This window comes from Shinella sp., from assembly GCF_052438155.1.
In the GTDB taxonomy this organism is placed as follows: domain Bacteria; phylum Pseudomonadota; class Alphaproteobacteria; order Rhizobiales; family Rhizobiaceae; genus Shinella.
Window position 1 is genome coordinate 328,777 of the sequence record NZ_JBQVPI010000001.1, and the last position, 13,296, is coordinate 342,072.

Consider the following 13,296-nt stretch of genomic DNA (forward strand, 5'->3'; position numbering starts at 1 on the left):
TTTATACATCCACCCCCCCCACTTTTTCGCTATTTTTCCCGGTTTTCGTGGGATTTCTTGTTCCCCCCCCCCCCCGACGCTCAGTTGATCAGGCGACGTTTTCCAGGGCCGGATAGTCCGTATAGCCCTTGGCGCCGCCGCCGTAGAAGGTGGCCTGGTCCGGCGGGTTCAGCACGGTGTCGTTCTTCAGGCGCTCCACGAGGTCCGGGTTGGATATGAAGAGCTTGCCGAAGGCGACGAGGTCGGCCTTGCCTTCTTCCACGGCGTCGATGGCGAGTTCGCGGTTGTAGCCGTTATTGACCATCCAGGCCGCCTTGCCGCCGGCAGCCTGATAGGCTGCGCGCAGTGCCGCATAGTCGAACGGCGCGTCGCCCTGCTGGTGATCACGCGGACCGCCGGTCGCGCCTTCGATGATGTGGATATAGGCGAGGTCGTATTTGGCGAGGCCTTCCACGACATAGGTGAAGAGCGGCTGCGGGCTCGGATCCGAGGAATCGTTGGCCGGCGTCACCGGCGAGATGCGGATTGCGGTGCGGCCGGCACCGATCTCCTTGGTGATGGCATCGACGACCTGGAAGAGCAGGCGGGCGCGGTTTTCGATCGAGCCGCCATATTCGTCGGTGCGCTCGTTGCTGCCGGAACGCAGGAACTGGTCGAGCAGATAGCCGTTGGCGGCGTGGATCTCGACGCCGTCGAAACCGGCATCCACGGCAGCGCGGGCGGCACGGCGATAGTCTTCGATGATGCCTGGAAGCTCATCCTTTTCCAGAGCGCGTGGCTCGGAGGTCTCGGCGAAGCTGCCCGTGCCATCGGCATTGATCAGATAGGTCTTCGACTTGGCGCGGAGCGCCGACGGGGCGACCGGCTTGCCGCCGTTCGGCTGCAGCGTGTCATGCGAGATCCGGCCGACATGCCACATCTGCACGACGATCTTGCCGCCGGCCTTGTGCACGGCGTCGGTCACCTGCTTCCAGCCTTCAAGGGCTTCCGGCTTGTAGAGGCCCGGCACGTCGGCATAGCCCTGGCCCTGGTGGGAGATGGCGGTTGCTTCGGTGATCAGGAGGCCGGCCGAGGCGCGCTGCTCGTAATAGGCGGCGTTCAGCGTGTTCGGTACCGCACCCGGGGAGCGGTTGCGCGTCAGCGGCGCCATGACGATGCGGTTGGCAAGCTGGATGTCGCCGATCTTGAGAGGGTCGAAGAGCGAGGTCATGGATAGTCCTTCTTCTGGCTGGGAGTGCGCTTAGAGGGCGCGGTTGATGTGGTGGAGAAAGGCCGCGATCTTGTCTTCGTCGCGTCTGAAGAACACCCACTGGCCGACCTTGCGCGTCGTCACGAGGCCGGCGCGCTGGAGGGTGGCAAGGTGGGCGGAAACGGTGGACTGCGAAAGCTCGCAGCGCTTTTCGATCTGGCCGGCGCAGACGCCAAACTCCAGCGGATGCTCCTGGCCGGCGAAATGGACCTGCGGGTCTTTCAGCCAGGCCAGGATCTCGATCCGCTTGGGATGGGCGAGGGCTTTCAGGATTTCGTCGGTGTCGAGCGTCGTCATCTGTCTATCGGGGTCCGGCGATGTATATATCGGTTAACGTCGATATTGGGTTCGCCAATGGCCGATACAAGGGGTGTCGGCAAAAAAAGAGGGCCACAAGCGAAGCTTGGGCCCTGCAAGTTTGAAGGTCAAAAAACCTCCAGAGGGGAACAGCCAACGCGCGGCACTGGGAGGAGAAAGACCGCAGGTGCGCTGGCTGTTATAAATATGGGGGAGGGGCGGCATTTCTTCAAGAGAAGCGCGTGCCAAGTTTTGCGGAAATGTTGAAAATTTTGTCTTGGTTAACGAAAGGCAAAAAAAGAGGGCCGCAAGATGAACTTGGGCCCTTTATAGTTTTGAAGGTAATAAAACCTCCAGAGGGGAACAGCTGGTGCGGTGGCACTGGGAGGAAAAAGCCACCAAAATGCATCAGCTGCGTGCGATATGATGGTTTTTTGGGCATACATCAATGATTCAATGTGCATGTCAGCCATGCATGAGGCGCAGGTCTTTGAAAACGGCCTTTTCAGAAGTTCCAGTTGCGCGCCTTGGCGACGATGAAATCCCTGAAAACCTTGAGCTTGGCGGAGTTTTTCATCTCGCTCGGATAGCAGAAATAGGTGTCGAAGGAGGGAATGTCCGCACTGACGGGCAGTTGCAGAAGTCCCGGGTCGCGCCCGACAATATAGTCCGGCAGCATCGCGACGCCGATGCCGAGCAGGCAGGCGCGCTTGATCGAGGTCTGGCTGTTGATCTGCAAGACGGAGGGGCGGGGATTGTCCGAATCGCGACCGGCGATTTCCAGCCAGTTGACGTCGAGCAGGTAGTTGGGTGCCGGTTCGCCGAAGGTGATGATCTTGTGGTTGTCGAGGTCGTCGATCGACTGCGGCTCGCCGTAGCGGTTGATATAGGAGGGCGCCGCGTAGATATGCATGTGCACGGTGAACAGCCGGCGCTGGATGAGATCCGATTGCTGCGGTTCCCGTAGCCGGATCGCGCAATCGGCATGGCGCATGTTCACGTCCAGCTCCTCGTTGTCGAGGATGAGCTGCACCTGCATGTCGGGATAAAGCGCCAGGAACTCCTGCACCTTGTCGGTCAGCCAGCCCTGGCCAAGACCGACCGTGGTGGTGATGCGCAGCTTGCCGCTTGGCTTTTCGGTGTTTTCGGTGAGCTGGACACGCACGCTTTCCAGCTTCATCAGCACGTCGTGCGCGGTGCGATAGAGGATTTCGCCCTGTTCGGTGAGGATCAGGCCGCGGGCATGGCGATGGAAGAGCTTGATGCCGACATCCTGCTCCAGCGCACTTACCTGACGGCTGATGGCCGATTGTGAAAGATGCAGCTTGTCCGCCGCATGCGTGAACGAGCCCGCCTCGGCCGCGGCATGAAAAATCCGCAGCTTGTCCCAGTCGAGCGCCATCCTATCCCCCATATGTCTGTGAGGCGGGGAGCGCTCGCTTCCCGCCTGGTCGCTGATCTTGCTGTTCCCACGTGGGCGGTCGGATCGAATCCGCCGCCCTTAGTTGGCGGCTTCTACTCGGCCGCAATTGCGACAGGCATATGACCTGCAAGGTATTTTTCGGTTTCGAGGGCCGCCATGCAGCCCATGCCGGCGGCCGTAACCGCCTGGCGATAGATGTCGTCGGTGACGTCGCCTGCGGCAAAAACACCGGGCACGTCCGTCGCCGTGGAATCGGCCGCCGTCCAAAGGTAGCCGTTCGGCTTCTGGCGCAGCTTGCCCTTGAAGAGTTCGACCGCCGGTGCATGGCCGATCGCCACGAACACGCCGTCGATGGCGACGTCGCGCGTCTCTCCGGTCTTGACGTTGCGCAGCTTCACGCCGTTGACAGAGGCCGGCATCGGCGGCTTGGGGTCCGTGCCCAGATATTCGACCACCTCGTGGTCCCAGACGATCTTGACGTTCTCCTTGGCGAACAGGCGCTCCTGGAGAATCTTTTCCGCGCGAAAGCCGTCGCGACGGTGCACGACCGTCACGGTCTTGGCAAGGTTGGAGAGATACAGCGCTTCCTCGACGGCCGAGTTGCCGCCGCCAACAACGATGACGTCCTTGTTGCGGTAGAAGAAGCCGTCGCAGGTGGCACAGGCCGACACGCCAAAACCCATGAACTTGTGTTCGGTGTCGATGCCGAGCCACTTGGCCTTGGCGCCGGTGGCGATGATCAGCGCATCGGCCGTCCATTCGGTGCCGCTGTCGGTGGAGACGCGGAACGGGCGCACGCTCATGTCGACATTGGTGACGAGGTCGTTGACGATCTCGGCGCCGACATGCTCGGCCTGTTTGAGCATCTGCTCCATCATCCACGGGCCCTGAACCGGATCGGCGTAACCCGGGTAGTTTTCCACATCCGTGGTGATCATCAGCTGGCCGCCCTGTTCCATGCCGGCAATCAGCACGGGCTCCAGCATGGCGCGGGCGGTATAGATGGCGGCGGTGTAGCCGGCGGGGCCGGAGCCTATGATCAGCACCTTGACGTGGCGGGCGGACATGGTCGTTCCTTCCGGGGCATCAGGCCCCAATGGGCCGACCGCGCGATCCCGCGCATGGCTCGGCCAATGTTCGTTGTTCAATATCCATTTATGAAGGGAGTGCACCGAGTTTCAAGTGCGCGCTGCGCTTTGCCAACAGGCAAGCGATCCCGCGTGACATATTTGTGCCTCTTGCGGTAACAATGTTGCGCTGATGCGGCGATTCGGGTCACTTCCGGTCGCTTTCCCGAAAGGTCTGTAAATTCCCATGTTTCGTGCCGAACTCGACGCCATCGACATCCGTATCCTGAAAGAGCTTCAGGCCGATGGCCGGATGACCAATGTGGAGCTTGCGTCGCGCGCCGGCATCTCCGCACCGCCCTGCCTGCGCCGCGTGCGCAAGCTGGAGGAGAAAGGCATCATCGAGGGCTACACCGCGCTGCTGAACGCGCCGGCACTTGGCTACGATCTCGTCGCCTTCTGCATGGTTGGTCTCAAGCACCAGTCGGAGGCGAACCTCAAGGCCTTCGCGGCGGCGACCGGCGAATGGCAGATGGTTCGCCAGGCCTGGATGGTCTCCGGTGACAGCGATTTCCTGCTGCACTGTGTCGCTGAAAACCTCACCCGCTTCCAGGACTTCGTCATAGAAGAACTGACGGCCAATGCGCAGGTCGATACCGTGCGCACCATGCTGACGATCCGTCAGGTCAAGAAGGTCGGGCTGGTCGAACTCTGACATCCTGCCAACGGGCGAGGATGTCGCGCGCGAGCCCCGGTGTCGAATTGACCGGGGTGTACCGGCCGGTGGCGGGCGCCTCGGGAAAACGTCCTATGGCGGCTTCCTGCGAAAGTGCCGCAAGGAACCGGCCGATCTTCGCGTGCCCACCCGAGGGGTGGAAAACCTGTACGGGAACGCCCAGTGCGGCGGCTTCGCCCACCATGTTGGTCGAATCCGCGGTGACGACGATTTCATCGGCCCATGCGAGATAGGCGAGCAAGGGATTGTCGCCCGTGCCATCCCAGAAGAGCACGTTCGGCCGCTTGGCGAGGTCGGCAAGGGCCATTGCGAGCGGCGCTGGCGTCCGGCGCGAGGCCGTGATCATTAAGGCGTTTCCGGCATCCAGCTTCACCTCAAGGCCGTTGAGGAGACGTCTTACATCGTCCTCGGAAAACTGGTGGTGACGGCTGTCGCCACCGATGAGGACGGCAACCCTTGGTTGGGACAGGGAAGCAAGCCTGTCGGCCATTGCGTGGCGTGCCGTTTCCAGGCGCTCTGGCGACATCCGGTTCGGAGCTGTCGTGACGACGAGCACGTTCTCGCCCCGGGGTGCATCGTGCTGCTGCACGATGAGCAGGTCCGCCTTATGCCGCCGCATGCGCGGATCCTTGAAGAGCACGCAGAAGGTCGTCGGCGACAGGGATTTCAGCGTTCTCAAATAGGTCACGGCCCGCCGGCCCGTCGCAAGGCAGATATCCGGAAACGGTGGGGCAAGCGGCGAGTCGGGCTTTTCCGGTGCGTCCTTGGGATCGATCGGCCCCCAGGGCATCAGCCAAGCGAAGGGGCGGCGCGGTGCGACGCGGCGCAGAACGGGCGTTGCGCCCATGGCCTCGGCAAGCCCGATCAGCGGCTGCTCGTCGCCGGCCTTGCCGTCTGTGAGGACCCACACGCTGGGAGGGGCGCTCGCCGCCATCTCAGCGCTGTGGCTCCGCCATCAGCCTCTGATAGGCGGAGAATTCCTTCTCCAGCATTTGCGCCGTCGTGAAATTCGCCAGGACATGTTCGCGGCCACGCTGCCCCATCGCCGCGAGCCGATCCGGGTCGGCGAGCGCGTCGCTCAGGGCGGTTGCCAGGGCGGCAACATTGCCGGGCGGCACAAGCCAGCCGGTTTCGCCCGGCAGGACGGTTTCGCGGCTGCCACCATGATCGGTGGCGATGACCGGCGTGCCCATCGCCTGCGCCTCGATGGCGGCCCGGCCGAAGGCTTCGGGCTCGGTCGAGGCGGATACAGCGAGATCGGCAGCGGCGAGAATGGCCGGCACATCCCGCCGGCTTCCGGCAAAGGCGACGCGGCCATCAAGGCCGAGGCGCGTCACCTCACGTTGCAATTCGGCAATTAGCGTGTCGGATCCGCTTCCGGCGAAGGCCAGGCGAACATCCGGCCGGCCGAGACGGGAGACGGCCTCCAAAAGGACAGCGTGCCCCTTCCAGCGCGTGATACGGCCGACCATCACCACCAGCGGCCCATCGCCCACGGCGCCCAGCTCTGCGCGCAGCGCCGCCCGCGTTTCGGCCGAAATGGCCGCGGGCTCGAAGAGCGACGGTTCGACACCGCGCGGTGCGACGATCACACGTGCCTCGGGGAAGCCATAGACCTCGACGATATGGCGGCGAATGAACTGCGAGTTTGCGATAACGAGCGGCGCGCGCAGCATGGCGCCATTGTAGAAGCGCTTGAGGGCATTGCCGTGACCGTAGACCCCGTGGAAGGTCGTGACGAAGCGCACCGGCCTTCGGGCAAGGCGACGCGCCAGAAGCCCGACCCAGGCCGGCACACGGCTGCGGGCATGGATGATATCGATGTCTTCCTGATCGACCAGACGCGCGATGGCGCGCGCCGCCGAAACGGCAGAGAACAGCGACTTTCGCCCGACAGGCAGGGTGACGTGCTTCGCACCGGCCGCTTCCGCCGCGGCCACCAGAGGGCCTCCGGCACTGGAAATCCAGTTGGGCAGGCCGAGCGCGCCAAGATGGCCCGCCATTTCCACCGCGCTGCGCTCCACGCCGCCATCGCCGAGGGCGGGAAGAAGTTGCAGGACCTTCATGGTTTCGGGCCGCTTCGGGAGACTTTGAGATGTATGCATGTTTCTTGCCACTGCTTGAATATCGGTCCATAGGAGCCATGTATTCTCCCGGTTGCGAGACAGGTATCGCCTGCGGACCGAAGTGCGACTTTTGCCCGAGAAATGATGAAAATGATAGTGGTCGTCACACAGTGCTTTCCCCCGGCGATCGGCGGAATCGAGAATTTGATGGGTGGCGCGGCGGCGGCGCTTGTCGCGCAGGGCCACCACGTCGTCGTCCTGGCTGATGGGCATAAGGGACGCGTCGATGACTCAAGGTGTTTTGGGGCTGTGCAGTATTTTGGCGGCTGGAAGCCGTTGCGCCGGTGGCGCAAGGCCAGGGCGCTGCGCCATCTTCTGAGAAGCGGAACCGTCCAGGCCGTGCTGGCCGACAGTTGGAAGAGCGTCGAAACGCTGGTGCGCAGCGGCGCGCCGGCCGGCGACGCGACCATCGTCTGTTTTGCCCATGGCAACGAGTACCCGCAGACGCCGAGCGGGTCCAAGGCGCGGCGGATTGCCGGTGCCCTCGCGCGCATCGGAACGGTTGTCGCTGTCTCGCAATTCACGGCAGACCGGGTGAAGAGCTACCGCGATTCGGAAGCGGTCGTCGTGCGTTCGCCACCGGTTGAGGAGCTTGTGCCAAGTTCAGCCGAGGACCGGGCGTGGGCGGAAGGCCTTTGGGCCGGCGGCAGCCCGAAACTGCTGTCCCTTGCGCGCCTTGAACCGCTGAAGGGCGTTGATCATACGATTCTGGCACTTGGCCATCTTGTCGAGCAGCACCCCAATATTCGCTACATCGTTGCCGGTCCGGGAAACGACCTGCCGCGTCTCCAGTCCCTGGTAGTGGAAACCGGGTTTGAGCGCCGGGTGGTGTTTGCCGGCCCTGTTACGGGTGGGCGGAAAACGGCACTTTATGAGAGCGCCGACCTGTTCGTCATGCCGACCCGGCGGGTCGGCGACCGGGAGGAAGGCTTCGGGATGGTCTATCTGGAGGCGGCGCAGTGCGGATTGCCCATTATTGGCGGTCTTTCGGGTGGCGCGCGCGATGTGCTGCGTCACGAAGATGCGGGCCTTCTTGTCGATGGGCAGGATGTCGCTGCGATCGCTGCTGCGATCGCCTCGGTTGTCGATGACGATAAGCGGCGTTCGGTCATGTCGGACGCCGCGCGCAAGGCTGCCGCGGAGACGGGTTGGTCCACGCAAGTGGCCGCGCTGGAGAAGGATCTCGGCGTCTCGGCAGGCTAAGGAAAGCCGGCTTCATCTCGAGGGTACGAAGTGTCGCGCTTGGGCGATGCCGTCATCGATCCGAGGATTGTTTCGCGCTTTCTTGCTTGCGAACGATCTCGCGCGTGAGAGCGAGACGCAGGGCGCGCCCTGCGCTGAGGATGGTCGCGATGACGAACCCCTCCAAGCCGACGGCAAACAGGCGTCGGATGATGTAATTCTTGAAGAAAAACCAGAGCGGATCGGCAACGATGAGGAGGAGCGGCGGTTTATGTCCCTTCCTTGCCCGTTCCTCGGCGGACATCCTGGAATAGGAACCTGTCTTTTCCCAGATATGCATATAGGACTTGAGTGAAATATGCGCGACGTCGCCCTTGAGGGTAACGGCTTTGCTGCCGTCCCTTATGATGACCTTGTCATGCACCGCACTGTCCTTGAAACCGGCACGCCGGCGGTCGTAGAGGCGGGGCGTCACATTGGTGGGATTGAACAGGCCGGGGCGCAGGGAGCGGGCTGACATCGCGACATGGCGGATGCGCAGGGAATATGCGGCAGGGCGTTCTGCCTCCGGTGTCTCGAAGATGGCCCTTATGCTGGCTTTGACGTCATCGAGCAGGATCTCGTCGGCATCGATGTTGAGGATCCAGTCGTTCCGGCACAGCCCTTCGGCATAGACCTTCTGCTGGCCGTACCCCTCCCAGTCCCTGTGATGAACACGGTCGGTAAACGACCGTGCCACCTCGATCGTGCCGTCGGTGCTGCCACTGTCGACGACAACGATATCGTCGGCAAGATCCTGCACGGCTGCCAGCGCAAGCGGCAGCCGTTCCACTTCATTTTGGCAAATGATGAAGACCGACAGAGGGAGTTTCCTGTCAGCGGCCAAACTGTTCCCGACCATGGTCTTTCGCCCCGCGTGGCTGGCTTATCCCCAGGTGATGGCGAGGATTTCGTAGGCCTTGGAGCCGCCGGGCGCGTTCACTTCGATCGATTCGCCGACTTCCTTGCCGATCAGCGCGCGGGCGATGGGCGAGGAGATGGAGATGCGGCCCTGCTTCACGTCGGCTTCCTGGTCGCCGACGATCTGGTAGACCTTTTCTTCCTCGGTGTCCTCATCCATGAGTTTGACCTTGGCGCCGAACTTGATCGTCGAGCCGGACATCTTGGAAAGGTCGATGACTTCCGCGCGGGCGACGAAGTCTTCAAGTTCGCCGACACGGCCTTCGTTGTGGCTCTGAGCTTCCTTGGCGGCATGATACTCGGCATTTTCCGACAGGTCGCCATGGGCGCGCGCTTCGGCAATCGCCTCAATGATTCGCGGACGCTCTTCCTGCTGACGCCAGCGCAGTTCTTCCTGCAGCTTGACGAAACCGCCGTGAGTCATCGGTACCTTTTCAACCATTTTATCCCGTCCTTCAGCCCACGTCGCCAGGCTCCCGCCCGCGCGAACGCAAAAGAAAACGGCCCCCGGAGAAGAATCCCCGGAACCGTCGAAAGCATTTGAACGATTCTTATAGCAGATTGCGGCAGCCGAAAGCCAGTATTTTCGCCGCAGGGCAGCATCCGCCCACAGATGGCCGAACAATCCTCCGTCGCAGATCGCGCCGGATCTCGCGGCTTGCGTGCACGATGCGGCGATTGCTCTGCAAGACCGCGGAAGAAGAAAAGCCGGGCGAAGGTCGCCCGGCTTTTGCTGCTTTACAAGGAGAAACGGGCAGGCCTCAGAAATACGACTGGAGCGGCCGCACTTCCAACTGGCCCTGCTTCAGCGCCCTGATGGCCTGGGCGGCGGCGAGCGCGCCGGCCATGGTCGTGTAGTAGGGCACCTTCTGCATGAGGGCGGCACGGCGGAGCGACTTCGAGTCCGAGATCGCCTTGTTGCCGTCCGTCGTGTTGATGACGAGGCTCACCTGGCGGTTGCGGATGGCGTCCTCGACATGCGGTCGGCCTTCCTGCACCTTGTTGATCTTGATCGCCTCGATGCCCTTTTCCGCGAGGAAGCGGGCGGTGCCGGAGGTTGCCATCACCCTGAAGCCGATTTCGGTCAGGATGCGGATAGCGGGCAGGACGCGGTCTTTGTCCTCGTCGCGCACTGAGACGAACACGGTGCCGTCACGCGGCAGATCGACGCTGGCGCCGAGCTGGGCCTTGGCGAAGGCCATGGCGAAGTTCGTGTCGAGGCCGATCACCTCGCCGGTCGAGCGCATTTCCGGGCCGAGCAGGATATCGACGCCGGGGAAGCGGGCGAAGGGGAAGACGGCTTCCTTCACCGCGATGTGCGGCAGGTTGCGCGGATCGGGCTTGCTGCCGTAGGCTGCGATCGCCACGTCGAGCGCTTCGCCCGCCATGATGCGGGCGGCGATCTTGGCGATCGGCGCGCCGATGGTCTTTGCCACGAAGGGCACGGTGCGCGAGGCGCGCGGGTTGACTTCGAGCACGTAGACCGTGCCGTCCTTGATGGCGAACTGAACGTTCATCAGGCCGACGACGTGGAGCGCTTTCGCCATGGCCTTGGTCTGGCGTTCCAGCTCGTCGACGACCTCGTCGGACAGTGTGTGGACCGGCAGCGAGCAGGCCGAGTCGCCCGAGTGGATGCCGGCCTCCTCGATGTGCTCCATGATGCCGGAGACGAAGACGTCCTTGCCGTCGGAGATCGCGTCGACATCCACCTCGATGGCGTTGGTGAGGTAGGTGTCGAAGAGCAGCGGGTTCTTGCCGAGCAGGGTGTTGATCTGGCCGGTCTTGTCGTTCGGGTAGCGCTGCTTGATGTCTTCCGGCACGAGGCCCGGAACGGTGTCGAGCAGGTAGGTCTGCAGCATCGATTCCGAATGGATGATCTGCATGGCGCGGCCGCCGAGCACGTAGGACGGACGCACGACGAGCGGGAAGCCGATTTCGGCTGCGACAAGGCGCGACTGCTCCACCGAATAGGCGATGCCGTTGTTCGGCTGGGCGAGGTCCAGCTTCTGCAAGAGCTTCTGGAAGCGGTCACGGTCTTCGGCAAGGTCGATCATGTCCGGCGCGGTGCCGAGGATCGGGATGCCGTTCTTTTCGAGCGCTTCGGCAAGCTTCAGCGGCGTCTGGCCGCCGAACTGCACGATGACACCCACGAGTTCGCCGTTGGTCTGCTCGGCCTTCAGGATCTCGATGACGTCTTCCGCCGTCAGCGGCTCGAAATAGAGGCGATCGGAGGTGTCGTAGTCGGTCGAGACCGTTTCCGGGTTGCAGTTGATCATGATCGCTTCATAGCCGGCATCCTTCAGCGCGAAGGCGGCATGGCAGCAGCAATAGTCGAACTCGATGCCCTGGCCGATGCGGTTCGGGCCACCGCCGAGGATAACGATCTTCTTGCGGTCGGAAATCTCGGCTTCCGAGCGCGTGGCGCCGGCAAACGGCGTCTCGTAGGTCGAGTACATGTAGGCGGTCGGCGAGGCGAACTCGGCGGCGCAGGTGTCGATGCGCTTGAAGACCGGGCGCACGTCGAGGCGGTTGCGAAGTTCCGCGACTTCCTTCGGGCGCTTGGCCGAGAGGGTGGCGAGGCGGGCGTCGGAGAAGCCCATGGCCTTCAGCATGCGCAGGTTTTCGGCGTCTTCCGGCAGGCCATGCTCGCGGATGCGGGCCTCCATGTCGACGATCGCCTTCAGCTGCTCGAGGAACCACGGGTCGATCTTCGAGCCCTCATGTGCTTCTTCGAGCGTGAAGCCGAGGCGCAGCGCCTGGGCGACCATGCGCAGGCGGTCGGGCGTCGGCGTGGAAATGGCGGCGCGGATGGCGTTCTTGTCGTTGCCGTCGCTGAGGCCGGGGATTTCGATCTCGTCGAGGCCGGTGAGGCCCGTTTCGAGGCCGCGCAGGGCCTTCTGCAGCGATTCGGCGAAGGTGCGGCCGATGGCCATGACTTCACCGACCGACTTCATGGCCGTCGTCAGCGTCGGTTCGGCGCCGGGGAACTTTTCGAAGGCGAAACGCGGGATTTTTGTCACGACATAGTCGATCGACGGTTCGAACGAGGCCGGCGTCGCGCCACCGGTAATGTCGTTCTCCAACTCGTCCAGCGTGTAGCCGACGGCGAGTTTTGCCGCGATCTTGGCGATCGGGAAGCCAGTTGCCTTGGAAGCGAGGGCGGAGGAACGCGAGACACGCGGGTTCATCTCGATGACGACGAGGCGGCCGTTTTCCGGATTGACGGCGAACTGGACGTTCGAGCCACCCGTTTCAACGCCGATCTCGCGCAGCACCGCGATCGAGGCGTTGCGCATGATCTGGTATTCTTTGTCCGTCAGCGTCAGGGCAGGGGCGACCGTGATACTATCGCCCGTGTGCACGCCCATCGGGTCGATGTTTTCGATGGAGCAGATGATGATGCAGTTGTCCGCCGTGTCGCGGACGACCTCCATCTCGTATTCCTTCCAGCCGAGCACCGATTCTTCGATCAGCACTTCCGTCGTCGGCGAGGCGTCGAGACCGGAATTGACGATCTCGAAGAATTCAGAGCGGTTGTAGGCGATGCCGCCGCCGGTGCCGCCCATTGTGAAGGACGGGCGGATGATGGCGGGAAGGCCGATCGTGTCCAGCGCCTGTGCGCCGACCGCCATGGCATGGCTCATATAGCGCTGCTTGCGGTCGGTCTCGCCGAGGTTCCACTGGTTTTCCAGCTCGTCCAGCGCCTTGTCGAGCGCATCGCCGGAAAGCTGCGCCTTCACCTTGGCGCGCTCGGCCTCATGCGCCCTGCGGTCGACATCCTTGATTTCGGTGGCATTGGCCAGCAGCGACTTCGGCGTCTCGAGGCCGATGCGGGCCATCGCTTCGCGGAACAGCGCGCGGTCTTCGGCCATGTCGATGGCGGCGGGCTTGGCGCCGATCATCTCGACATTGTAGCGGTCGAGCACGCCCATGCGCTTCAGGGAAAGCGCGGTGTTGAGTGCCGTCTGGCCGCCCATGGTCGGCAGCAGCGCGTCCGGGCGTTCCTTGGCGATGATCTTTGCCACGACTTCCGGGGTGATCGGCTCGACATAGGTCGCGTCGGCGAGGCCCGGGTCGGTCATGATCGTTGCCGGGTTGGAGTTGACGAGGATGACGCGGTAGCCTTCCTCCTTCAGCGCCTTGCAGGCCTGGGTGCCGGAATAGTCGAATTCGCAGGCCTGACCGATGACGATCGGCCCCGCGCCGATGATGAGGATCGATTTCAAATCTTGGCGCTTGGGCATCTCTCTATCCGT

The 13,296-nt window shown here is 63.0% G+C and carries 11 protein-coding genes; 2 read left to right on the plus strand and 9 right to left on the minus strand.

Going from position 1 to position 13,296, the window contains the following annotated elements; translation table 11 throughout:
* Positions 1 to 88: 88 nt before the first annotated feature.
* The 4 genes from ACT6VE_RS01570 to trxB form a co-directional block, all read right to left on the minus strand.
* A complete protein-coding gene (locus ACT6VE_RS01570) occupies positions 89 to 1,210 on the minus strand; it encodes an alkene reductase (protein WP_444796867.1) in 1,122 nt (373 codons plus the stop codon).
* A gap of 30 nt (positions 1,211 to 1,240) precedes the next feature.
* Positions 1,241 to 1,546, minus strand: a complete 306-nt coding sequence (locus ACT6VE_RS01575; protein ID WP_444796868.1) for an ArsR/SmtB family transcription factor — start codon at positions 1,544 to 1,546, stop codon at positions 1,241 to 1,243.
* Between the two features lie 505 nt (positions 1,547 to 2,051).
* Positions 2,052 to 2,948 carry a LysR family transcriptional regulator VtlR gene (locus ACT6VE_RS01580; protein ID WP_069058115.1) on the minus strand — a complete coding sequence of 299 codons (897 nt, stop codon included), beginning with the start codon at positions 2,946 to 2,948 and terminating at the stop codon, positions 2,052 to 2,054.
* A gap of 113 nt (positions 2,949 to 3,061) precedes the next feature.
* Positions 3,062 to 4,036 (minus strand): thioredoxin-disulfide reductase, encoded by a 975-nt coding sequence (gene trxB / locus ACT6VE_RS01585; RefSeq protein ID WP_444796869.1) that lies wholly within the window; start codon positions 4,034 to 4,036, stop codon positions 3,062 to 3,064.
* A gap of 247 nt (positions 4,037 to 4,283) precedes the next feature.
* Here trxB and ACT6VE_RS01590 point away from each other — a divergent pair, with 247 nt between their 5' ends.
* On the plus strand, positions 4,284 to 4,751 hold the full coding sequence (locus tag ACT6VE_RS01590; RefSeq protein ID WP_444796870.1) for an Lrp/AsnC family transcriptional regulator: 468 nt from the start codon (positions 4,284 to 4,286) through the stop codon (positions 4,749 to 4,751).
* Here ACT6VE_RS01590 and ACT6VE_RS01595 read toward each other — a convergent pair.
* Positions 4,723 to 5,706, minus strand: coding sequence for a mitochondrial fission ELM1 family protein (locus ACT6VE_RS01595; RefSeq protein WP_444796871.1), 984 nt, complete (start codon positions 5,704 to 5,706; stop codon positions 4,723 to 4,725). The genes ACT6VE_RS01590 and ACT6VE_RS01595 overlap by 29 nt on opposite strands.
* Before the next feature lies 1 nt (position 5,707).
* Positions 5,708 to 6,838: a glycosyltransferase family 4 protein gene (locus ACT6VE_RS01600; RefSeq protein WP_444796872.1), complete on the minus strand. Its 1,131-nt coding sequence runs from the start codon at positions 6,836 to 6,838 to the stop codon at positions 5,708 to 5,710.
* 144 nt (positions 6,839 to 6,982) lie between these two features.
* Between ACT6VE_RS01600 and ACT6VE_RS01605 the strand changes: the two genes are divergently transcribed.
* Complete coding sequence (locus ACT6VE_RS01605) at positions 6,983 to 8,101, plus strand: glycosyltransferase family 4 protein (RefSeq protein WP_444796873.1); 1,119 nt, start codon at positions 6,983 to 6,985, stop codon at positions 8,099 to 8,101.
* A 52-nt stretch (positions 8,102 to 8,153) separates the two neighbouring features.
* On the opposite strand, the gene ACT6VE_RS01610 is transcribed toward ACT6VE_RS01605, so the two are convergent.
* From ACT6VE_RS01610 to carB, 3 genes are all read right to left on the minus strand, one after another.
* A complete protein-coding gene (locus ACT6VE_RS01610; protein WP_444796874.1) occupies positions 8,154 to 8,981 on the minus strand; it encodes a glycosyltransferase family 2 protein in 828 nt (275 codons plus the stop codon).
* A gap of 24 nt (positions 8,982 to 9,005) precedes the next feature.
* Positions 9,006 to 9,482 (minus strand): transcription elongation factor GreA, encoded by a 477-nt coding sequence (gene greA, locus ACT6VE_RS01615; protein WP_444796875.1) that lies wholly within the window; start codon positions 9,480 to 9,482, stop codon positions 9,006 to 9,008.
* A gap of 319 nt (positions 9,483 to 9,801) precedes the next feature.
* Complete coding sequence (carB, locus tag ACT6VE_RS01620) at positions 9,802 to 13,284, minus strand: carbamoyl-phosphate synthase large subunit (RefSeq protein WP_444796876.1); 3,483 nt, start codon at positions 13,282 to 13,284, stop codon at positions 9,802 to 9,804.
* Positions 13,285 to 13,296: the final 12 nt, after the last annotated feature.

Excerpts from the sequence above, each read along its gene's own strand:
- ACT6VE_RS01570 (WP_444796867.1), bottom strand. The coding sequence starts at position 1,210 with ATGACCTCGCTCTTCGACCCTCTCAAGATCGGCGACATCCAGCTTGCC.
- ACT6VE_RS01575 (WP_444796868.1), bottom strand. The coding sequence starts at position 1,546 with ATGACGACGCTCGACACCGACGAAATCCTGAAAGCCCTCGCCCATCCC.
- ACT6VE_RS01580 (WP_069058115.1), bottom strand. The coding sequence starts at position 2,948 with ATGGCGCTCGACTGGGACAAGCTGCGGATTTTTCATGCCGCGGCCGAG.
- trxB (WP_444796869.1), bottom strand. The coding sequence starts at position 4,036 with ATGTCCGCCCGCCACGTCAAGGTGCTGATCATAGGCTCCGGCCCCGCC.
- ACT6VE_RS01590 (WP_444796870.1), top strand. The coding sequence starts at position 4,284 with ATGTTTCGTGCCGAACTCGACGCCATCGACATCCGTATCCTGAAAGAG.
- ACT6VE_RS01595 (WP_444796871.1), bottom strand. The coding sequence starts at position 5,706 with ATGGCGGCGAGCGCCCCTCCCAGCGTGTGGGTCCTCACAGACGGCAAG.
- ACT6VE_RS01600 (WP_444796872.1), bottom strand. The coding sequence starts at position 6,838 with ATGAAGGTCCTGCAACTTCTTCCCGCCCTCGGCGATGGCGGCGTGGAG.
- ACT6VE_RS01605 (WP_444796873.1), top strand. The coding sequence starts at position 6,983 with ATGAAAATGATAGTGGTCGTCACACAGTGCTTTCCCCCGGCGATCGGC.
- ACT6VE_RS01610 (WP_444796874.1), bottom strand. The coding sequence starts at position 8,981 with ATGGTCGGGAACAGTTTGGCCGCTGACAGGAAACTCCCTCTGTCGGTC.
- greA (WP_444796875.1), bottom strand. The coding sequence starts at position 9,482 with ATGGTTGAAAAGGTACCGATGACTCACGGCGGTTTCGTCAAGCTGCAG.
- carB (WP_444796876.1), bottom strand. The coding sequence starts at position 13,284 with ATGCCCAAGCGCCAAGATTTGAAATCGATCCTCATCATCGGCGCGGGG.